Genomic DNA, 20,011 nt, shown 5'->3' with positions numbered 1-20,011 from the left:
TGCGGGGGAGACGGTCAGATGGCCAGGATGCGTTGTAGCCAGGAGTGTTTGGTTTCCAGGGCGGCGCGGGAGACGCGGGCGCCGGGGGTGCCCGCGAAGCCGTGATGGCCCCCGGCCCACACGTGCAGTTCCGCCTGCCCGCCGGTCGCCCAGATGCGGCCGGCGAACTCGACCGCCTCGTCCCGGAACACCTCGGCCGCCCCGACCTCGATGAAGACCGGCGGCAGCCCCGACAGGTCGGCCGCCCGCGCCGGGACCTCGTGCGGCAGCACGTCCGGGCCGCCCCGACGGTCGCAGAGCAGGGCGGTCCAGGCGGTGTCGTTGTTGTTGCGGTCCCAGGCACCGATGCCGTCGTACTGGAGGCTCGACACGGTCGAGTTCCGGTCGTCGATCATGGGTGCGCCGACGTAGAGCCCGGCGGCGGCCGGGCCGTTCCGGTCGCGGGCCATGATGCCGACGGACGCGGTGAGCCCGCCGCCCGCGCTGAAGCCGGACACGAGCAGCCGTCCCGGATCGAACCCCAGCTCCTCGGCGTGCCCGGCGGTCCAGACGAAGCCCGCGTAGCAGTCCTCGGCCGCCGCCGGGGCCGGGTTCTCCGGGGCGAGCCGGTACTCGACCGTCACCCCGACCATGCCGTGCTCCAGGGCCGCCTGGATCAGTCCCTCGATGCCGAAGAAGCGGGTGCCGAGGATCATCCCGCCGCCGTGGATCTCGTACACGGCGGCCGCGCCGGGCGCGGGCCCGCCCTTGGGACGGACGACCGTGAGGGTGACGTCGGGGGCGCCCTCGGGGCCGGGCACGTCCACGTCCCACCACTCGACGGGACGGCCGGCGACGATCGCCTCCATGGGCGGGATGAGATCGGCGAAGATCTCGCGGTTGCGCTGGATGGTGTCCGCGCGCAGCGGAACGCCCTCGACCGCCGCCAGGAACGCCGCGAGACCTTCCGCCAGCTCAGGGTCGTAGGGAACGGGGACGTAGCTCATCGTGCCGCCTCTCGGAGCCGAACGGACGCCTTAAAGTCTACGAGCGTAGAAGCGGTCTGTCCTGATATACACGGGTACGCGATCAGTCTGACCATGTCCCCCAAGGAGAAGACCACGGTGAAGAGACTTCTCGAAGCGACCCCGTTACGCGCGGGGGTCGTCGCGGCCGTCGCACTGACCGGCACGCTGCTGAGCTCCGCCCCGGCCGGCGCCGCCACGGCGGGTCTCCAGGCCGCCGCCGCCCAGACCTCCTCGGTCGTCCAGGAGGCCGCCTCTCGCCCGGCCAACGGCCGGATCGTCTACGACCGTCTCAGCGGCGGCCGCGGCGTACTCAAGATCAAGAACGGGACGTCGAAGGACGGCGTCGTCACCATCGTCAAGGGCCGGACCAAGGCGGTCAGCGTCTACGTCCGCGCGCGGTCCACGGCCCGCATCCGGGACGTCAGGGACGGCACGTACCGCATCTTCTTCACCACCGGCTACCGGTTCAGCACGTCGAAGGGCCGCTTCACCAGGGGTGCGACGTACCAGAAGTTCAACGACCGGCTGCGCTTCCGCACGACCTCGACGCAGTACACCATCTGGACCCTGACCCTGAACCCGATCAGGGGCGGCAACGCCCGCACCAGCCCCGTGAACCCGAAGGACTTCCCCTGATCGGGGCCTGAGCGGGCGCGCCTCCCGGTCAGTCCTTGCCGGAGCCGCCGAACCCACCGAACCCGCTGAGGACGCGGTCGACCCGGGCGTACACCCGGGGCGGCAGGTACGGCAGCACCCGGGAGTGCCGCTGGCCGAGCAGCGCGATGAACTCGACCGGCGAGAGGTCGATGTAGCGCGTCAGGTTCTCGTACCACTGGGCGCTGAGCCGGGCCGACTTCTGGTGCGGGCGGATCGCCTTGCGGCGTTCGCGGTCGTAGCGGGCCAGGGCGGCCGGGAGCTCCGGCTCCTGGTTCAGCGCGTTGACCAGGAATGCGGCGTCCCCGAAGGCCAGGGCGGTGCCCGCGCCGATGGAGTAGTGGGTGGTGTGCGCGGCGTCCCCGAGCAGGACGAGGTCGTCGTGGTACCACGTGCGGTTGGTCAGCGTGCGGAAGTTCAGCCAGTACGCGCTGCCGTCGGTGTGCGCCCGTCCGATCAGCGGATGGCCGTCCAGGACGTCGGCGAAGATCTTCTCCAGCAGCGCCAGGCCGTCGGCCTCGGCGGCCTGGTCGAGGCCGAGCCCCTTCCAGGTCTCGGGGGAGCACTCGACGACGCACGTGCTGTGGTCCCCGCTGTAGACGTAGCAGTAGCACCAGATCCAGCCGTGCGGGGTCTCGGTGAAGGCGAAGGTGAAGGCGTCGAAGACCTTCGTGGTGCCGAGCCAGATGTAGTGGTTGCGGCCGACCGCGATCTCGGTGCCGAAATGGTCGGCGTGCGGCTCGCGCAGCCTGCTGTTGATGCCGTCGCCGGCCACGACCAGGTCGGCGTCGAGTTCTTCGCGGGAGGCGATCTCGCGGCCGTGCTCGACGCGCACGCCCAGGGAGCGGGCGCGGTCGGCGAGGATGTCGAGCAGGCGGTGGCGGCAGATGCCGAAGCCTTCGTCCGACTCCGTGAGCGTCACCGTCGCGCGGTCCTGGATGTGGGTGACCCAGCTGTCCCAGCGGATCGAGTTCTCCCGGATGACGTCCGCCGACTCCGGGTCGGCGGCGCGCAGGTTCTTGAGCAGGTCGTCCCAGTAGGTCACACCCCAGCCGTAGGTGGTGCCGGCCGGGTTGCGCTCGTAGACGGTGACCTCGTGGGACGGGTCGACCCGCTTCATCAGGATCGAGAAGTACAGATTGGCGGGCCCACCGCCAACGCAGGCGACCTTCACACTAGCTCCCCTAGCTGACAGAAAGTAATCAATTCAGCACAGAGAGTATCAGAGGGTCTCTGTCAGGGGAGAAGGCGCGCCCGCCGGACGGTCAGGCCGCCGCCCGCGCCGTACCGCGCAGGCCGAGGGTGAGGCTGCCGGCCAGCAGCACGACGCCGGACAGCACCCCGCTGACGACCGGCACCCACGCCACCGCGGGCGTGGTGGCCAGGACGAGCCCGCCGGCGCCGAGCAGCGTGAGCGCGACGCCCGGCACGGCGATGCTCCAGTCCTTCCACACGGGCGCCAGTGCGACGAAGTGCACGCCCACCACGAACGCCACCCACGCCACGTTCCCCTCCTCGGGACGCCCGAGCGCGGCCAGCACCCGCAGCCCGCCGAACAGCAGGACCGCCTCGACCACGACCACGGCCAGGTAGCCGGGCCCGAACATGCCCCGCCGGCCGGCCGGGGCGGGACGTTCCGCACGCACGGCGCGGAACCACATCACCAGCACGGCCGCCGCCGCCAGGCACGCGACGGCCCGCAGCAGGTTGGCGGTCACGGGGCCGAGGGGGCCGTGCGCGTTGACGACGACGAACACCGCGCCGAACACCGCGCCGACCAGCAATCCAGTCATTTTCTGCATGACGTCCATCGAAGCGCCCGCCGCGGCCCGCCCGCACGGGTGCTGGGACGAGGACGGGGTAGCCCTGGCCCTACCTCACCACGCCGCGCAGGTAGGCCAGCACCGCCAGCACCCGCCGGTTGTCGTCGTCGGTCGCGGGCAGGTCGAGCTTGGCGAACACGGAGGCCACGTGCTTGCCGACGGCCGCCTCCGTGATCGACAGGGCACGGGCCACGGCGCTGTTGGAACGGCCCTCGGCGATCAGCGCCAGCACCTCCCGCTCCCGGGGCGAGAGCCGGTAGGCCGGCTCGGTGACCTCCCTGGCCCGCGCCCACGACAGCTCGAACAGGTCGATGAGGGTGGCGATCAGCCCCTGCTGCCTGATCATCAACGCGCCCGGCGTGTAGGCGATCGGGGTGATCCGGATGAACGCCACGGAGCGGTCGAAGATGAGGAGCTGCTGGATGGGCTCGTCGATGACCCGGTGCAGGTCGCCGGCGGCGTGCAACTCTTTGATGCGGGCCGCCTTGCGCGGGTCGTCCAGCACGCTCGAATGGACGATCGTGCGCATCGCCAGGCCCTCGCGCAGGGCGTCCAGCACGGTACGCCTGCTGCGCTGCTCCTCCCGGCCCTGCTCGCGCGAGCCCACCGGGTGCATGGCCCGCAGCTCGGCCGACGAGCGGGTGGCGCGCAGGATCTGCCGGCGGACGAGCTCGGGGTCCTCCAACCGCTCGACGTCGACGGGAATGCCGCGCAGCTCGCCGACCACCTCTTCCAGGCGGCGGGCGAGGTGGTCAAGCGACTGGCTCTCGGTCACGCTCCTCCTCCACACGCGCAGCCCATTCTCCCCGCCCTGCGAAGGGATGCCCAAATCGGCGAAGGATGCCTTGATCGGCGAAGGATGCCCGGGTCGGCGAAGGATGCCCGGGTCGGCGACGGGCGTGCCCTGGAACGGCGAAGGGGCGCCGTCCGGCTGGACGGCGCCCCGGTTCGCGGGACCGCTGGGCGGCGCTGATCAGTCGCGCGGGTCCCAGCCGTCGGTGTCCACGTCCAGGTCCAGCTCGTCGGCGATGTCGCCCCAGTCGGCGAACTTGAAGTTGGTGTTCTCCCGGTCCGCCGTGGCCGGCGTGTTCACGCCGTCGTGGGCGATGAACATGCCCTCGTCGAACTCGCCCAGCGGCACGTTGAGCACGGTCGAGCCGTCGCTCACCTCCGAGCCGTCGATGCCGTTCGCCTCGCCGATGCGGAACTGGCCGAGGTAGGCGTTGGAGCCCTCCCTGCGGTAGGCGGCGAAGGTGTTGTCGCCCTGGCTGGAGGCCAGCAGGTAGCCCTTGCCGTCCTCGCGGTAGTAGATGGTCAGGCCCTCGGCGTCCGCGGTGAGGTGCGTGCCGCCGTAGCCGGGGTCGGCGCCGGGGGTGCACTCCTCGGTCGCGGGGTCGTAGGTGCCCGGGACGCCGTACTCGCGCACCTTGTCCACCAGGACGGGCGTGCCGGTGAGGTCGGCGCGCATCCGCCAGATGCCGACGTCCTCCTGGGCGGCGTAGAGCACGTCCCGCTGCTGGTCCACGACCATGCCCTCGACCTGCGCCTGCTCGTCCGGCTCAAGGCAGGGGGACCAGGTCTGGCCGTTCGGCAGGGTGAAGGAGCCCGGCAGGGTCAGCGTCCGCACGAGCTGGTAGCCGATCTTGCCGCCCGGCTTGGCGAGCAGCTTGACCAGGCCGACCGAGGTCTTGTGCCGACGGCTGACCAGCGCGTACGTGCCGGTGGAGTCCTTCCAGGCGGCCAGCCCGTAGGCCGTCTCGGCGTCGTTGACCTGCTGCTGCGTCGTGCTGAACACGAACGGCGCGGCCGGGTCGGTCACGTCGGTGAGGTGGCCGTGCGAGATGGCGTAGACGCGCAGCGTGTCCCGGCCGCGGTCGGAGACGATCGCCAGGTCCCTGCCGCCGAAGCCGTAGGTGACGTCGACGTTGTTGAAGCGGCCCACCTCGTCGTCCGGCCCGGGGGCGGCGGGCGCCGGCAGGTGCTGGAGCTGCTGCCCGTCGAGGTCGTAGACGTACAGGCCGCCCTTCTTGGCGGTGGCGATCACCACGCTGTCCTCGGAGTCGGACGGGTCGACCCAGATCGCGGGGTCGTCGCCGTTGGCGTCGCCGCCGGCCTCGTCGTCGTAGAGGGAGGGGGTCTCGACTTCGGGGTACACGGTCGCCACGCCGGCACCGGCCGCGGGGGCGGCGATCCCGCCCAACACGGTCAACATCAGGGCTGCCAGGGAGAGCCTGGACAGGGGACGCATTGCGCCTCCTCGTTCGGGGTGTTGATGTTGTCCCAAAAGGTAACGACCAGTTTACAAGAAATCAATAGGTCGTCCTTATGTCAGGACATTAGGTGTTGCACGGGTGCCAGGGCGTGCCGAAGCGCCCGGCCGGGGATCCTCCCGGCCGGGCTGTGCGACGGCCCGCGCTAGCTGCGGTTGACGCGCCAGAAGTCCGACATGGCCTGGCGGTTCTGCAGGTCGCCGAGCAGGCCCTTGGGGTCGGTGTGGAAGAGCTGGCCCTGCCAGTCCGACAGGCCGGGCGGGGTGACCATCGGCTTGACCGTGCTGTTGCCCGAGACGCCGCCCTCGCCGATCTCGTGCTTGACGCCCTCCTCGGTCATGATGAAGTGCACGAACAGCTTGGCCGCGTTGGGGTGCTTGCTCTTGGTGGCGATCGCCGCGTACTTGGGGTAGCTGAAGCCGGTGAAGGGGGTCATCCCCTCGCAGGCGGCCTGGTGGTAGCCCTTGTCCTCGTTGTTGCGGAACTTCGAGATCGACATGAAGCCGATCTTCTTGTCCGTGGCGGCCGGCGCGCCCACCGCGGCGGAGATGTCCTCGTCGGAGCCGGTCAGCACCGGCTTGTTGAGCGACAGGCGCTTGATCCACTCCTGCGCGGCGCTCTTCTCCTCGGTCTTCAGTGGCTTGCCGTACTTGGCCTGGTAGGCCTGTTCGAGCGCCTGGTTGCCGTACGCGTCGAGCTGGGTGAAGAACGACAGCACGGTCGGCTTGCCCAGCGGGTCCTGCATCACCAGCTTGCCGGACCACTCCGGATCGGTCAGGTCCCAGACGTTCTTCACCGGGCAGCCGCCGGGGGAGAGCTTGGTGTTGTAGCCGAAGACCGTCGCCTTGGAGAGGGCGAGCAGCGGGTTCTGGTTCTCGGCGGGGATCTGGTCCTTCAGGTCGCCGGGGATCCACGTCTGGGTGACGCCCTGCGGCGCGAGCTGGCCGACCAGGACGCCGCCGTCCTCGTACATGGCCGCGTCGATGGTGACGTTGTCGGCGGCGTGCTCCCTGGTCATCTTCTCGGCCGTCTGCGGGGTGTCCGACTTGACCCCCTCCATGGCGATGCCGTACTTCGCGGTGAACGCCTTGGCCACTTCCTCGATGTCGCCGCTGGAGTCGTAGACCAGGACGCTGCCTTCCTTCTTCGCCGCGGCGACCAGCGCCTCCAGGTCGAAGTTCGCATCGAGCGACGGGCCGGGCAGCGCCTTGGCCGTCGCCGCCGCCGACGGCCCTCCGCCTGCGGTGGAGGGCGCGCACGCCACGGCGGCGGACGCCAGCAACGCCATGGAGATGATCTTCCCGGTACGCCTCATGGTGGCGTCACTCCTCTTGCCTCTCGGGTACGCAAGGCGCCGCGCCAGCCCCGACCGGCGCCATTGTGTGCTCACGATGAACGTCATGTGAATAATTTGTCAAGACATTCTTACGTGGAGACTGAGTCACTGCCTCGCCGCCCAGCTACGACAGTTCATCCTTATGTCAGGACAAAGTCTTGACTGTTCATCTCATGTTCATCTAGAACTGGAGGCCCCCCTTGATGAGGAGCGATCATGCGTGTGGGTCTGCTGGGCCTTGGACGTATAGGCATGTTCCATGCCACCACCCTGTCCACCTTGGTTGACGAGCTCGTCGTGTCCGACGTGGACACGGCGAGGGCGGAGGAGGTGGCCCGGCGGCTCGGCGCCCGGACCGGCGATCCCTTCGACGCGGAAGCGGTGGTGCTCGCGACGCCGACCTCCGCCCACGCCGCGGGCCTGCTGAGGGCGTGCGAGCGGGGAGTGCCGGCGTTCTGCGAGAAGCCGGCCGCGCCGACCGTCAAGGAGACGTTACGGGTGGCCGAGGCCGTCGAACGGGCCGGCATCGGCGTGCACATCGGCTTCCAGCGCCGCTTCGACGCCGGCTACCAAGCCGCCCGCGAGGCGCTGCTGGCGGGCGAGCTCGGCGAACTGCACCGCGTGCACATGCTGACCGGCGACCCCGCGCCGCCGCCCGCCGAGTACGTCGCCCAGTCCGGCGGCATCTTCCGCGACTGCCACATCCACGACTTCGACATCCTGCGCTGGGTCACCGGCCGCGAGGCGGACACCGTGCAGGCGGTCGGCGCCAACCGCGGCGAGCCGTACTTCGCCGCCGCCGGGGACGTCGACACCAGCGCCGCCCTGATCGTCATGGACGACGGCACGCTGGTCACCCTGCAGGGCTCCCGCTACAACGGCGCCGGCTACGACGTGCGCATGGAGCTGGCCGGCACCCTGGGCACCCGCGCCGTCGGGCTCGGCGACCGCACCCCGCTGCGCTCGGCCGAGGGCCTGAGCCCGGACGGGCCGCCGTGGCCGGACTTCCAGACCAGGTTCGAGGCCGCCTACGTCGCCGAGATGGGCGCGTTCCTGTCGATGGCCAGGGGCGAGAGCGAGAGCCCCTGCACCGTCCGCGACGCCCTGGCCGCCCTCTACCTGGCCGAGGCCGCCGACCTGGCGCGCCGCGAGGGCCGTCCGGTGCGCGTGCTGGAGGTGGCCAAGTGAGGATCGCCGCCGCACCCATCTCCTGGGGCGTGTGCGAGGTGCCCGGATGGGGACACCAGCTCACCGCCGACCGGGTGCTCGCCGAGATGGCCGGGCTCGGCCTGACCGCCACCGAGCTGGGCCCCGAGGGCTTCCTGCCCGCCGACCGCGACCTGCTCGGCCGGTACGGGCTGCGCGCCGTGGGCGGATTCGTCCCCGCGGTCCTGCACGACCCCGCCCACGACCCGCTGCCCGCCCTCCGCGCCACCTGGGACGCCTTCGACCCGGACGTGGTCGTCGTGCTGGCCGCCGCCACCGGCGCCGACGGCTACGACGCCCGTCCCGAGCTGGACGACACCGGCTGGGCCACCCTGCTCGGCAACCTCGACCGCGCCTTCCACCAGGCCAAGGGCGACGGCCGCGCGCTCACCCTGCACCCCCACGTCGGCACCATGGTCGAGACCGGCCAGGAGGTGGACCGGGTGCTCGGCGGCAGCGCCGTCCCGCTCTGCCTGGACACCGGCCACCTGCTCATCGGCGGCGGCGACCCGCTCGACCTGGTCACCCGCGTCCCCGAGCGGATCGCCCACGTGCACCTGAAGGACGTCGACGCCGCGCTCGCCGCCCGCGTCCGGGCCGGCGAGCTGACCTACACCGACGCCGTCCGCGCCGGGATCTACCGCCGGCTCGGCCGCGGCGACGTGGACGTCCGGGGCATCGTCGAACGCCTGACCGCCGCCGGCTACGACGGCTGGTACGTCATGGAGCAGGACGTCGTCCTCGACGCCGAGCCCCCGGCGGGCGCCGGCCCGGCCGACGACGTGCGGGCGGGCGTGGCGTTCCTGCGGGGCCTGGCGTGAGCGCCCTCGACGTGCTGACGATGGGCCGGGCAGGCGTGGACGTCTACCCGCTCCAGAGCGGCGTGTCGCTGCGGCACGTGGAGACGTTCGGCAAGTACCTGGGCGGCAGCCCCACCAACGTGGCCGTGGCCGCCGCCCGCCTGGGCCGCTCCAGCGCGGTGATCACGCGGACCGGCGACGACCCGTTCGGCGCGTTCGTCCGCGACGCGCTGCGCTCCTACGGCGTGGACGACCGCCTGGTCGGCGCCGTGCCCGGCCGGCCGACGCCGGTCACGTTCTGCGAGATCAGGCCGCCGGACGACTTCCCGCTCTACTTCTACCGCCAGGACGCGCCCGACCTGGAGATCGCACCCGGCGACCTCGACCTGGCGGCCGTCACCGGGGCGCGGCTGTTCTGGGCCACCGTGACCGGTCTGTCGGCCGAGCCGTCCCGCGCCGCCCACCTGGCCGCCTGGCAGGCCCGCGGGCGCGCCCGGCACACCGTGCTCGACCTGGACTACCGGCCCATGTTCTGGGCCGACGCGGCCACCGCCGGCGAGCGGGTGCGGGAGGCGCTCGCGCACGTCACCGTCGCGGCCGGCAACCTCGACGAGGTCGAGGTGGCCACCGGCACCCGCGACCCGCGCGCGGCCGGTGAGACCCTGCTGGCGGCGGGCGTCGAGCTGGCCATCGTCAAGCAGGGCCCCGACGGCGTGCTCGGCATGACCGCCACGGAGACCGTACGGGTGCCGCCCGTCCCGGTCGAGGTGGTCAACGGGCTCGGCGCCGGCGACGCCTTCGGCGGCGCGCTCTGCCACGGCCTGCTCGAAGGCTGGCCGCTGGAACGCACCCTGCGCTTCGCCAACGCCGCGGGCGCGATCGTCGCCGGCCGCCTGGCCTGCGCGCCCGCGATGCCCACGGCGGACGAGGTCGAGGCCGTCCTGTCCGCCACCCTCTCGGAAGGAGCCGCCACGCATGCGTGAGCAGGACTACCGCCGGCTGCTCGACCAGCGCGCCTGGCAGCCGGAGCGCATCGCCGAGGCGGCGGCCGCCCGCCGGCGCCGGCCCCTCAGGAACGGCAGGGAGCAACTGCTCATCATCGCGGCCGACCATCCGGCCCGCGGCTCCCTCGGCGTGGCCGGCCACCCGATGGCCATGCGCAGCCGCGCCGACCTGCTCGACCGGCTCATGACCGCCCTGGCCAGGCCCGGCGTGGACGGCCTGCTGGCCACCCCCGACGTCGTCGAGGACCTGCTGCTGCTCGGCGCGCTCGACGACAAGATCGTCATCGGCTCGATGAACCGCGGCGGCGTGCACGGCTCGGTGTTCGAGTTCGACGACCGCTTCACCGCCTACGACGCCCCCACCATCGCCGCGATGGGCCTGGACGGCGGCAAGATGTTGTGCCGGATCGCGCTGGAGGACAGCGCCACCGCCGCCACCCTGGCCAGCTGCGGCCAGGCCGTCACCGACCTGGCCAGGCACGGCCTGATGGCGATGGTCGAGCCGTTCTGGTCCAGGCGGCAGGAGGGCGTGGTGCGGCACGACCTGTCGCCCGAGGCCATGATCCACGCGATCAGCGTCGGCCAGGGGCTCGGCGCGACCTCCGCCCGCACCTGGCTGAAGATCCCGGTCGTGCCGGAGATGGAACGGGTCGTGGAGTCCACCACCCTGCCCGTGCTGCTGCTGGGCGGCGACTCCGGCCAGGACGCCGGCGAGATGTACGACTCCTGGCGCAAGGCGCTGCGCCTGCCCGGCGTGCGCGGCCTGGTGGTCGGCCGGGCGCTGCTCTACCCGCCCGACGGGGACGTGGGCGCCGCCGTGGACACCGCGCTCGGCCTGCTGGAGGGCGGCGTGCCCGATCTCGTGCAAGGAGGTGCCTCTTGAGGCTGACCACGGCTCAGGCGCTGACCCGCTTCCTGGCCGCCCAGTGGTCGGAGCGCGACGGCGTCGAGCAGCGGCTGATCGCCGGCGTGCTCGGGATCTTCGGCCACGGCAACGTCGCGGGCGTCGGCCAGGCGCTGGCCGAGCAGGGCGCGGGCACGGGCGACGCGCTGCCGTACTATCTGGCCCGCAACGAGCAGGCCATGGTGCACACGGCCGTCGGCTACGCCCGTACCCGCGCGCGGCTGTCCACCTTCGCCTGCACGACGTCCGTCGGGCCCGGCGCCACCAACCTGGTCACCGGCGCGGCGCTGGCCACGATCAACCGGGTGCCGGTGCTGCTGCTGCCCGGCGACGTCTTCGCCACCCGCGCCCCCGGCACGGTGCTGCAGGAGCTGGAGGATCCCCGCTCCTACGACGTGTCGGTCAACGACTCGCTGCGCCCGGTGTCGCGCTTCTTCGACCGGATCAACCGGCCCGAGCAGCTCCCGGCCGCGCTGCTGGCGGCGATGCGGGTGCTCACCGACCCCGCCGAGACGGGCGCGGTCACGCTCGCGCTGCCCCAGGACGTGCAGGCCGAGGCCTACGACTGGCCGGAGGAGCTGTTCGCCCGGCGGGTCTGGCACGTCCCCCGCCCGGTGCCCGAGCCGGCCGCGCTGGCCAGGGCGAAGGAACTGCTGCGCGGCTCCCGCAGGCCGCTGATCGTGGCCGGCGGCGGGGTCCGGTACAGCGAGGCCTGGGCGGAGCTGACCCGCTTCGCCGAGCGCCACGGCGTGCCGGTGGGCGAGACGCAGGCGGGCAAGGGCACGCTGCCCTACGACCACCCCCGCGCGGCCGGCGCGATCGGCCACACCGGCACCGACGCGGCCAACACCCTGGCCCGCGAGGCCGACCTGGTCATCGGCGTCGGCACCCGCTACACCGACTTCACCACCGCCTCCAGGACGCTGTTCGGGCAGGCCGCCTTCCTCAACGTCAACGTCACCGCCTTCGACGCGGCCAAGAACGCGGGCGCCACGCTCGTCGCCGACGCCCGCGAGGCCCTGCGCGCCCTCGACGAGGTGGACTGGCGGGCCGACCCCGAATGGACCCACCGGGCCGCCGCCCTGGCCGCCGCCTGGCAGTCGGAGATCGGCCACACCTACGCGGGCCCCGAGCTCACCCAGCCCGTCATGCTCGGGATCCTCAACGAGGTCGCCGGAGGCGGCGTGGTGGTCAACGCGGCCGGCTCGATGCCGGGCGACCTGCACCGCCTCTGGCGGGCCGCCGACCCCGAGCAGTACCACGTCGAGTACGGCTACTCGTGCATGGGCTACGAGATCGCCGGCGGCCTCGGGGTGAAGCTGGCCGCGCCGGACCGCGAGGTGTTCGTGCTGGTCGGCGACGGGTCGTACCTGATGATGGCGCAGGAGATCGCGACCGCCGTGCAGGAGCGGATCAAGCTGGTGATCGTCCTGGTGGACAACCGGGGCTTCGCCTCCATCGGCAACCTCAGCGAGTCGGTGGGCGCCCGGCGGCTCGGCACCGCGTACCGCACCCGCGGGCCCGGCGGCGAGCTGGACGGCGAGCCCCTGCCGGTGGACCTGGCCGCCAACGCCGCCAGCCTGGGCGCCGACGTGCTGCGCGCCGACGGCCCCGAGTCGTTGCGGGCCGCCCTGGTCAAGGCCAAGGAGTCGGCCAGGACCACCGTCGTGCACGTCGAACCCGTCCCCGGCGGCGGCCCGGGCGCGCAGGCGTGGTGGGACGTGCCGGTCGCGCAGGTGTCCGGCCTGCCCGAGGTCAGGGCCGCGCGCGAGCGCTACGACGAGGCCAAGCGCGACCAGCGGCTCTACCTCTGATGGGCTGGACGCTGGCCTTCGCCGCGGTGGCCGTCCTGTTCGTGCTGATCAGCGGGGCCAACGACGGCGCCACGCTGATCGGCCTCGGCCTGCGTTTCCCGCGCACGCCCGGCTGGCTGGCCGCCGCGCTGCTGGTGGCGGTCCTGTTCGCCGGGCCGTACGTGCTGGGCGTCGCGGTCGCGCGGACCTTCACCGAAGGGCTTGCGGGGCTCGACTCAGGGAGCGGCGCGGCCGTGTTCCTGGCCGGCGTGGTGATCGCCGTCGTGGTGGTGGCGGCGCTGACCGGCAGAGGGCTGCCCACCAGCCTGACGCTGGCGGTGATCGGCGGCATCGCGGGCGCCGGGCTCGGCGCCGGGCTGCCGGTGGCCTGGCCGAGCCTGATCACCGTCCTGGCGATCGGGGCGTGCGCGCCGCTGGTCGGGCTGGTGCTCGGCTACCTGCTGGGCACCGCGTCCCGGCGGGTGCCGTCCTCGCGCCGGATGCCGGGGCTGGTGCTGGGCGCCCACCTGGTGGCGTACGCGGCCCAGTGCCTGGCCTACGCCGTCAACGACGGGCAGAAGATGATCGCCGTGGTGAGCGTCGCCGTGGACGTGGGCCGCAACGGGCTCGGCCGGGTCGGGCCGGTCCACCTCGCGCCCGGGTGGATGGCCGTGCTGGTGGCGCTGTTCCTGGCCGGGGCGCTGACCACGCTGCCCCGGGTGGGCGGGCGGGTCGGCCGCGGCCTGGTCATCACCCGGCCGCTGCACGTGCTGTCGGCCGAGACGGCGGCCACCGGCGCCGTCCTCGGCAGCTCGGCCCTGGGCAGCCCGGTGAGCATGACCCAGTCCGTGACCGCCGGGGTCGTCGGCGTGGTGGCAAGCGAAGGAAGCAGGAGGGTGCGATGGCAAGGAGTGCTGAACATGGGTACGGCGTGGCTGGTCACGCTGCCGTCGTCCATGGCGCTGGGCGCTCTGGCCGGGCTCGGCCTGAGGCTGCTGTGAGCGGCGGACGGCCCCGCCGGCTCGCCCGCGCCTGGGACGAGCTGCGCGGCCGGTCCGGACGCCGGGTGATCGACCTCGTCCGCGGCCAGGTCGCCGTGGCCAGGGAGGGCGCCGTGCTGGCCCGCTCGGCCGCCTCGGGCACGACCGGCCAGGCCGCCGCCCGCGCCCGCATGGCCGAGGTCGAGCACGAGGGCGACGAAGCCCGCGCCGAGCTCGTCCGGGCGCTGAAACGGGTGCTGGCCACCCCCATCGACAGGGAGGACCTGTTCCGGCTCTCCCGCTCGATCGACGACGTGCTGGACCAGTTGCGCGACTTCGTCCGCGAGGCCGACCTGTTCGGGCCCGCCGACCTCACCTTCGCCGCCGAGCCGCTGCGCGCCGTCATCGAGGGCCTGGACCAGCTCGAACAGGCCCTGCTGAAGATCACCGGCGATCCCGGCTCGGTCACCATGGCCGTGCTCGCCACCCGCAAGTCCCGCAGCCGCGTCCGCCAGCTCTACCAGGCCCGGCTCACCGAGCTGTTCGCCGGCCCGCTGGACATGGACACCCTGCGCGAACGCGAGCTGCTCTCCCGCCTGGACGCCGTGGGCCGCCGGCTCGGCGAGGCCGCCGACGCCCTCGCCGACGCCATGCTCAAACGAAGCCACTGAAAACCCCCCGAAGGAAGACCCATGGCTGTTCTGACCAAGACGGAGCCGCCGCCTCGCCCGCCGAGACGGCGCCGCATCCGCTACCGCCTCCAGGTCCTGCGGCACGACCCGACCGCCGCGCTCGGCCTGATCCTCGTCGTCCTGCTCGCCTACCTCGTCGTCGCCCCCCTGATCGCGGTCCTGTCGGACGCCTTCCGCCTCCAGTTCGGCGACGAGCTGCACGCCGGCCAGCAGCCGGGCGAGTGGACCGGCTACTACCTGTGGCGGGTCTTCCGCTCCCAGATCAGCGGCCTGCTGTTCTGGGGCCCGCTGGTCAACACGCTGGTCGTCGCGGTCGGCACCGTCCTGTTCGCGCTGCTGCTCGGCGGCGGGATGGCCTGGCTGGTGACCCGGACCAACGTGCCCGGCCGCAAGTGGCTGGCCGGGGCGCTGGTGGTGCCGTACATGCTGCCGTCGTGGACGTTCTCGCTGGCCTGGCTGACGCTGTTCAAGAACGAGCGGGCCGGCGGTCAGGTGGGCTTCCTGGAGTCGGCCGGCGTGCGCACCCCCGACTGGCTGGCCTACGGCCCGCTGCCGATCATCGTCACGCTCGGGCTGCACTACTACCCCTTCGTGCTGCTGCTGGTCGGCAACGCGCTGCGCAGGATCGACGTCCAGCTGGAGGACTCGGCCCGGATCCTCGGGGCGCCGCGGCGCGTCGTCGTGCGGCGGATCGTGGTGCCGCTGATGTTGCCCGCGCTCTCCTCGGCCGTGCTGCTCGTGGTCGGGCGGGTGCTCGGCACGTTCGGCACCCCTTACGTGCTCGGCCTGCCCGCCGACTACCAGGTGCTGTCCACCGGGCTGTTCCAGTCGATCAGGGACCGCAGCACCGGCGTGGCGTCCGTGCTCGCCACCGTCATCGTGATCATCGGCGTGCTGATCGTCTTCACCGACATGCGGCTGATGCGCGAGCAGCGCAGGTTCGTCACCGTCGGCGGCAAGGGCGCGATGGACCGGCTGGGCGACCTGCGCGGCTGGCGCTGGCCCGCCTTCGCGCTGGGCGCGGTGGTCTTCGTGGTCAGCGTGCTGATCCCGGTGCTCACGCTGCTGCTGTCCACGCTCACCCGCACGCCGCTGGACCTGTCGACCCTGACGCTCGACTACTGGATCGCCGACCGGCTGCCCGGCGCGGTCGGGTTCCCGCACGGCATCCTGCGCGGCTCCGAGCTGTGGCAGGCCGCCTGGAACTCGCTGCGCATCGTCGGCCTGGCCTCGCTGATCTGCGCGGTCGCCGGCCTGCTCATCGGGTACGTCGTGGTCCGCGGCACCGCGCCGCGCATCGCCGGGTTCCTGCGCCAGGTGTCGTTCCTGCCGTACCTCATCCCCGGCATCGCCTTCGCCGCCGCCTCGCTGTCGCTGTTCGCCGTCGCCCGCGGGCCCGTCCCGGCGCTGTACGGGACGACGTTCCTGCTGATCCTGGTCATGGCCGTGACGCACCTGCCGTACAGCTCGCGCTCGGGCATCGCGGCGATGATGCAGCTCGGCCGGGAGCCGGAGGAGGCCGCGCAGATCGCCGGGGCCTCCTGGTGGCACCGGATGCGGCGGATCATCTTCCCGATCCAGAAGGGCGCCCTGGTCACCGGCATCGTGTTGCCGTTCATCTCGGGGCTGAAGGAGCTCAGCATCGTTGTGATGCTGACCACCACCGGCACCCAGCTTCTCACGACGCTCTCCATCGGCCTGGTCGACTACGGATACACGCAGCTCGCCAACGGCGTCGTCCTCATGATCGCTTTGCTCTCCTTCACCATGACTTCCCTGACCCAGCGGCTGACCAAGAGCAGCCTGGCGTCCGGCCTAGGAGGATAGATGCCGAACATCACCTTGAGCGCAGTCTCCAAGAGCTACGGCGGCGGCGACTACGCGGTGAAGAACCTCGACCTCGTGGTCCCCGACGGCGCCTTCATGTGCCTGCTCGGCCCCTCCGGCTGCGGCAAGACCACCACGTTGCGCATGATCGCCGGCCTCGAACAGCCCACCGCGGGCAGCATCGCCGTCGGCGAGCGCGTCCTGGACTCCGTCGAGCAGGGCGTCTACGTCCCGCCCGAGAAGCGGGCGATGGGGCTGGTCTTCCAGAACTACGCGCTCTGGCCGCACCTGTCCGTGCGCGACAACGTGGAGTTCGGGCTGCGCATGCGCAAGGTGCCGGCCCCCGAGCGGCGCTCGCGGGCCGAGGCGGCGCTGCGGATGGTGCATGTCGACGCCGCCATGGACCGTTACCCGTCCCAGCTGTCCGGCGGCCAGCAGCAGCGCGTCGCCCTGGCCAGGATGCTCGCGGTCAACCCGTCCGTGCTGCTGCTGGACGAGCCGCTGTCCAACCTCGACGCCCGGCTGCGCCTGGAGATGCGGGCCGAGCTCAAGCGCATCCACGAGGAGTCCGGCGCGACGATCGTCTTCGTCACCCACGACCAGCTCGAAGCCCTCACCATGGCCACCGACGTCGCCGTCATGAACGAGGGCGAGCTGCAGCAGCTCGCCGCGCCCATGGAGATGTACGAGCGGCCCGCCAACCGCTTCGTCGCCGAGTTCGTCGGCAGCCCGCCGATGGCCATCGTGGACACCGGGCCCGCACCCGGCGGGCTGGCCGGATCCCTGCTGCGGTTCGTCGAGGCGCGCGGCCCGGGGGTCACCCCGTCCGCCGTCGGCATCCGGCCCGAGGCGCTGCGGCTCGGCGCGCCGCCCGCCGCCGCCTGGAGCGAGGAGGCGCTGGTCGAGGCCGTGCTGCCGGCCGGCTCCTCCTGGACGGTACGGCTGCGCGTCCTGGACACCGAGCTGTTCGCCCTGTCGTACACGCCGGTGCGGGCCGCGCCCGGCGACGTGCTGCCCTGCTGGACCGAGCAGCTCCACCTGTTCGGCGCGGACGGCGCCCGCATCTCCTCCTGGGACCGGGCGGAGGTGACCGCGTGATCCGCCCCAAGGCGCTGCTCCTGGACTTCGGCGGCGTGATCGTCGAGACCGCCAAACGGCCGTCCTGGGCGGCCGAGCTGGCCGCCGAGGTGCACACCATGCTGGCCAGGACCGGGTTCGACGGCCTGACGGCCGAGGACGTCGAGAGCGACATCCGGGCCGGGGCGCGGGCCGACAAGTACTGGAAGGACTCCACCTCCCGGCAGTTCGCGCCCGAGGAGATGACCCACCGCCGGTTCTGGGCCGAGTTCGTCGCCACCGACTGGCCCGAGCAGGCCCGCACGCTGGTCACCGTCGAGGCGACGCCCCTGTGCAAGCGCATGGGCGAGCTGCGCAGCGACAGGAAGCTGCGCACCGGCATGGCGGAGCTGCTGAACGCCTGCCCGCGCAACGGCGTCGTCCCCGCCGTCGTCAGCAACGCGCTGTGCGGGGCCGTGCACCGCGACTACCTCGCCGGGAGCGGGCTGGACCACCTGCTCGCCGCGCAGGTCTACAGCGACGAGGTCGGCGTGCGCAAGCCGAACCCCGAGATGATCCTGCTCGCCTGCCGCGCCCTCGGCGTGGACCCCGCCGACGCCTGGTACGTCGGCGACAACTACGACCGGGACGTGATCTGCGGCGCCCGGGCCGGGGCGGGGGCGACCGTCCTGATGGTCTCCGCGAGCACCGACAAGATCCCGTACCGGGTGCGGCAGAGCCCTCAGGCCACGGTCGAGGACCCCCGCGCCCTGCTGACCCTCCTGGAGGAGACATGGACGTGAACACCTCTCGCGAGCTGGCCGCCATCGCGGCCGAGGCGGCCAGGGCGGTCGGCGACCGGCTGCGCGGCGCCTTCCGCTCCCGTCCCGAGATCCAGACCAAGCGCGACTTCCACGACCCGGTGACCGAGCACGACAAGGCGGCCGAGGAGGGCATCCGCGAGGTGCTCGACCGGCTCTGCCCCGACAGCGTCGTGGTGGGCGAGGAGGGCGGCACCAGGGGACAGGGCGCCATCAGCTGGTACGTCGACCCCATCGACGGCACCGCCAACTTCGCCGTCGGCCTGCCGTTCTTCTGCACCTCGATCGCCGCCGCCGTGGACGGCGAGGTGGTGGCCGGGGTGATCTACGACCCGGTGCGCGACGACGAGTTCACCGCCTGGCTCGGCGGGGCCGTCTGCAACGGCGAGCCGCTGCGCAGCGCGGGCGCCCGCGCCGACCGCGAGGCGGTGCTGCTGTCCAGCTATCCGACGCCGCGCGACCTGGCCGAGGACGAGGAGGGCGCGCTGCGCCGCTTCTCCAGGATGACCCAGTCGTTCGCGACCATCCGCCGTCCGGGCAGCGCCGCGCTCAAGCTCGCCCACGTCGCCGCCGGCTGGTCCGACGTCGCGTACGGCACCCGCGTCAACGCCTGGGACGTCGCGGCCGGATCCCTGCTGGTCAGGCAGGCCGGCGGCGTCTACATCCCGCTGTCGGGCAGCGTCTTCGAGCCGGGCGGCTACCTGGCCTGCGTCGGCGGGTTCGACCTGGCCTCCTCGGTGCTGGCCGACGTGGCCGACGCCGCCGCCGGGGCCGACGCCGCCGGGGCGAGGAGCGCGAGGTGATCCGCTGGATCGTGACCGACCTCGACGGCACGCTCGTCGGGCGCGACCTGGCCATGGTGCCCGCCGCCCGGGACGCGCTGCGCCGCTACCGGGCCGCGGGCGGCGAGGTCGTCATCGCCACCGGCCGCATGGAACGCTCGGCCCGGCCCTACTACGACGAGCTGGGCCTGGACGGCCCGGCCATCCTCTACAACGGCGCCCGCACCGTGAACCTGGCGACCGGCGAGGTGCTGCGCTCCCGCCACCTGCCCGCCACCGCCTGGAAGACGCTGCTCGGCCTGTTCGGCGAGCTGCCCGCGGGCGTGTACCCGGTGGCCTTCTCCGGCGGGGCGGCGCTGGCCGTGGACGACGTTCCGGAGCTGCGGGACTACGCCCGGCGGGACGGCATCACGCTGCGCGACCCCGGCGACTGGGCGGCGCTGCCCCCCGACGGGATCACCAAGTGCATGCTGATCGGCGACCGCCTGCCGGACCTGGACATCGCGGGCACGGTCACCGTCCGGTCCGAGGCGACGTACCTGGAGGTGCTGCCGGAGGGGGCGACCAAGGGCAGCGCCCTGCGCGAGCTGGCGAAGGCCCGGGGGGTGCCGCTGGACCAGGTCGCCGCCATCGGCGACAACCCCAACGACATCGACATGATCCAGGCCGCCGGCCTGGGCATCGCGGTCGGCGACGGCCACCCGGACGTCCTGTCGGCCGCGGACGTGGTCGCGCGTCCCTGCGCCGACGGCGCGCTCGTGGACGCGGTGGAACTGGCACTGGGAGAGGGAGAACGGTGAAGTCGGTCAAGCACTGGATCAACGGCGCCCTGACGGACGGCGGCGACCGGACGGCGGAGATCTTCAACCCGGCCACGGGTGAGGTCAGCGGTCACGTGGCGCTGGCGTCGGTGGCCGAGGTGGACGCGGCCGTGGCCGCCGCGGTGGCGGCCTTCCCGGCGTGGCGGGCCGCCTCGCTGGTCAAGCGCGCCCGGGTGTTGTTCCGGTTCAGGGAGTTGATGGACGCCCACCGTGACGAGCTGGCCGCGCTGATCTC

The 20,011-nt window shown here is 72.6% G+C and carries 20 protein-coding genes; 14 read left to right on the top strand and 6 right to left on the bottom strand.

The annotated features are described in order from the left end of the window. Window positions 1-14: 14 nt before the first annotated feature. The gene (locus ABZ444_RS34935) at window positions 15-986 is read right to left on the bottom strand and encodes an alpha/beta hydrolase (RefSeq protein WP_358006507.1); all 972 of its coding nucleotides are present in this window, start codon (window positions 984-986) and stop codon (window positions 15-17) included. Between the two features lie 117 nt (window positions 987-1,103). On the opposite strand from ABZ444_RS34935, the gene ABZ444_RS34930 reads away from it, so the two are divergent. Beyond that, window positions 1,104-1,643: a hypothetical protein gene (locus ABZ444_RS34930; RefSeq protein WP_358006504.1), complete on the top strand. Its 540-nt coding sequence runs from the start codon at window positions 1,104-1,106 to the stop codon at window positions 1,641-1,643. Between the two features lie 28 nt (window positions 1,644-1,671). Here the strand turns inward: ABZ444_RS34930 and ABZ444_RS34925 are convergent, their stop codons facing one another. From ABZ444_RS34925 to ABZ444_RS34905, 5 genes are all read right to left on the bottom strand, one after another. After that, the gene (locus ABZ444_RS34925) at window positions 1,672-2,835 is read right to left on the bottom strand and encodes an FAD-dependent monooxygenase (RefSeq protein WP_358006501.1); all 1,164 of its coding nucleotides are present in this window, start codon (window positions 2,833-2,835) and stop codon (window positions 1,672-1,674) included. 91 nt (window positions 2,836-2,926) lie between these two features. Then, a complete protein-coding gene (locus tag ABZ444_RS34920) occupies window positions 2,927-3,454 on the bottom strand; it encodes a hypothetical protein (RefSeq protein ID WP_358006498.1) in 528 nt (175 codons plus the stop codon). A gap of 79 nt (window positions 3,455-3,533) precedes the next feature. Continuing rightward, the gene (locus ABZ444_RS34915; protein WP_358006495.1) at window positions 3,534-4,259 is read right to left on the bottom strand and encodes a helix-turn-helix transcriptional regulator; all 726 of its coding nucleotides are present in this window, start codon (window positions 4,257-4,259) and stop codon (window positions 3,534-3,536) included. 198 nt (window positions 4,260-4,457) lie between these two features. Then, window positions 4,458-5,732, bottom strand: coding sequence for a phytase (locus ABZ444_RS34910; RefSeq protein ID WP_358006492.1), 1,275 nt, complete (start codon window positions 5,730-5,732; stop codon window positions 4,458-4,460). Window positions 5,733-5,899: 167 nt separating this feature from the next. Next, window positions 5,900-7,069: an ABC transporter substrate-binding protein gene (locus ABZ444_RS34905; RefSeq protein ID WP_358006489.1), complete on the bottom strand. Its 1,170-nt coding sequence runs from the start codon at window positions 7,067-7,069 to the stop codon at window positions 5,900-5,902. A gap of 237 nt (window positions 7,070-7,306) precedes the next feature. On the opposite strand from ABZ444_RS34905, the gene ABZ444_RS34900 reads away from it, so the two are divergent. The 13 genes from ABZ444_RS34900 to ABZ444_RS34840 form a co-directional block, all read left to right on the top strand. Beyond that, window positions 7,307-8,278, top strand: coding sequence for a Gfo/Idh/MocA family oxidoreductase (locus tag ABZ444_RS34900; RefSeq protein WP_358006486.1), 972 nt, complete (start codon window positions 7,307-7,309; stop codon window positions 8,276-8,278). Then, complete coding sequence (locus ABZ444_RS34895) at window positions 8,275-9,117, top strand: TIM barrel protein (RefSeq protein WP_358006483.1); 843 nt, start codon at window positions 8,275-8,277, stop codon at window positions 9,115-9,117. Before ABZ444_RS34900 ends, ABZ444_RS34895 begins: the two co-directional genes overlap by 4 nt. Next, window positions 9,114-10,079, top strand: coding sequence for a 5-dehydro-2-deoxygluconokinase (iolC, locus tag ABZ444_RS34890; protein ID WP_358006480.1), 966 nt, complete (start codon window positions 9,114-9,116; stop codon window positions 10,077-10,079). The genes ABZ444_RS34895 and iolC overlap by 4 nt, the downstream gene beginning before the upstream one ends. Next, the gene (locus ABZ444_RS34885) at window positions 10,072-10,983 is read left to right on the top strand and encodes a deoxyribose-phosphate aldolase (RefSeq protein ID WP_358006478.1); all 912 of its coding nucleotides are present in this window, start codon (window positions 10,072-10,074) and stop codon (window positions 10,981-10,983) included. The genes iolC and ABZ444_RS34885 overlap by 8 nt, the downstream gene beginning before the upstream one ends. After that, a complete protein-coding gene (gene iolD, locus ABZ444_RS34880) occupies window positions 10,980-12,818 on the top strand; it encodes a 3D-(3,5/4)-trihydroxycyclohexane-1,2-dione acylhydrolase (decyclizing) (RefSeq protein ID WP_358006475.1) in 1,839 nt (612 codons plus the stop codon). Before ABZ444_RS34885 ends, iolD begins: the two co-directional genes overlap by 4 nt. Continuing rightward, complete coding sequence (locus ABZ444_RS34875; protein ID WP_358006472.1) at window positions 12,818-13,798, top strand: inorganic phosphate transporter; 981 nt, start codon at window positions 12,818-12,820, stop codon at window positions 13,796-13,798. The genes iolD and ABZ444_RS34875 overlap by 1 nt, the downstream gene beginning before the upstream one ends. Continuing rightward, window positions 13,795-14,448 carry a DUF47 family protein gene (locus tag ABZ444_RS34870; protein ID WP_358006469.1) on the top strand — a complete coding sequence of 218 codons (654 nt, stop codon included), beginning with the start codon at window positions 13,795-13,797 and terminating at the stop codon, window positions 14,446-14,448. Before ABZ444_RS34875 ends, ABZ444_RS34870 begins: the two co-directional genes overlap by 4 nt. 21 nt (window positions 14,449-14,469) lie before the next feature. After that, the gene (locus ABZ444_RS34865; protein ID WP_358006466.1) at window positions 14,470-16,296 is read left to right on the top strand and encodes an iron ABC transporter permease; all 1,827 of its coding nucleotides are present in this window, start codon (window positions 14,470-14,472) and stop codon (window positions 16,294-16,296) included. After that, on the top strand, window positions 16,297-17,394 hold the full coding sequence (locus ABZ444_RS34860; RefSeq protein WP_358006463.1) for an ABC transporter ATP-binding protein: 1,098 nt from the start codon (window positions 16,297-16,299) through the stop codon (window positions 17,392-17,394). It abuts the gene before it with no gap. Next, window positions 17,391-18,155, top strand: coding sequence for an HAD-IA family hydrolase (locus ABZ444_RS34855; protein WP_358006460.1), 765 nt, complete (start codon window positions 17,391-17,393; stop codon window positions 18,153-18,155). The genes ABZ444_RS34860 and ABZ444_RS34855 overlap by 4 nt, the downstream gene beginning before the upstream one ends. Further along, complete coding sequence (locus ABZ444_RS34850) at window positions 18,146-18,976, top strand: inositol monophosphatase family protein (protein ID WP_358006457.1); 831 nt, start codon at window positions 18,146-18,148, stop codon at window positions 18,974-18,976. The genes ABZ444_RS34855 and ABZ444_RS34850 overlap by 10 nt, the downstream gene beginning before the upstream one ends. Further along, a complete protein-coding gene (locus ABZ444_RS34845) occupies window positions 18,973-19,755 on the top strand; it encodes a Cof-type HAD-IIB family hydrolase (RefSeq protein ID WP_357979928.1) in 783 nt (260 codons plus the stop codon). The genes ABZ444_RS34850 and ABZ444_RS34845 overlap by 4 nt, the downstream gene beginning before the upstream one ends. Beyond that, window positions 19,752-20,011: aldehyde dehydrogenase family protein (locus ABZ444_RS34840; RefSeq protein ID WP_358006454.1), on the top strand; the 260-nt coding region annotated here is incomplete at its 3' end. The genes ABZ444_RS34845 and ABZ444_RS34840, both read left to right, overlap by 4 nt.

This window comes from Nonomuraea sp. NPDC005730 (genome assembly GCF_040630865.1).
Taxonomy (GTDB): Bacteria; Actinomycetota; Actinomycetes; order Streptosporangiales; family Streptosporangiaceae; genus Nonomuraea.
This window is presented reverse-complemented; position numbering and strand designations above follow the sequence as displayed.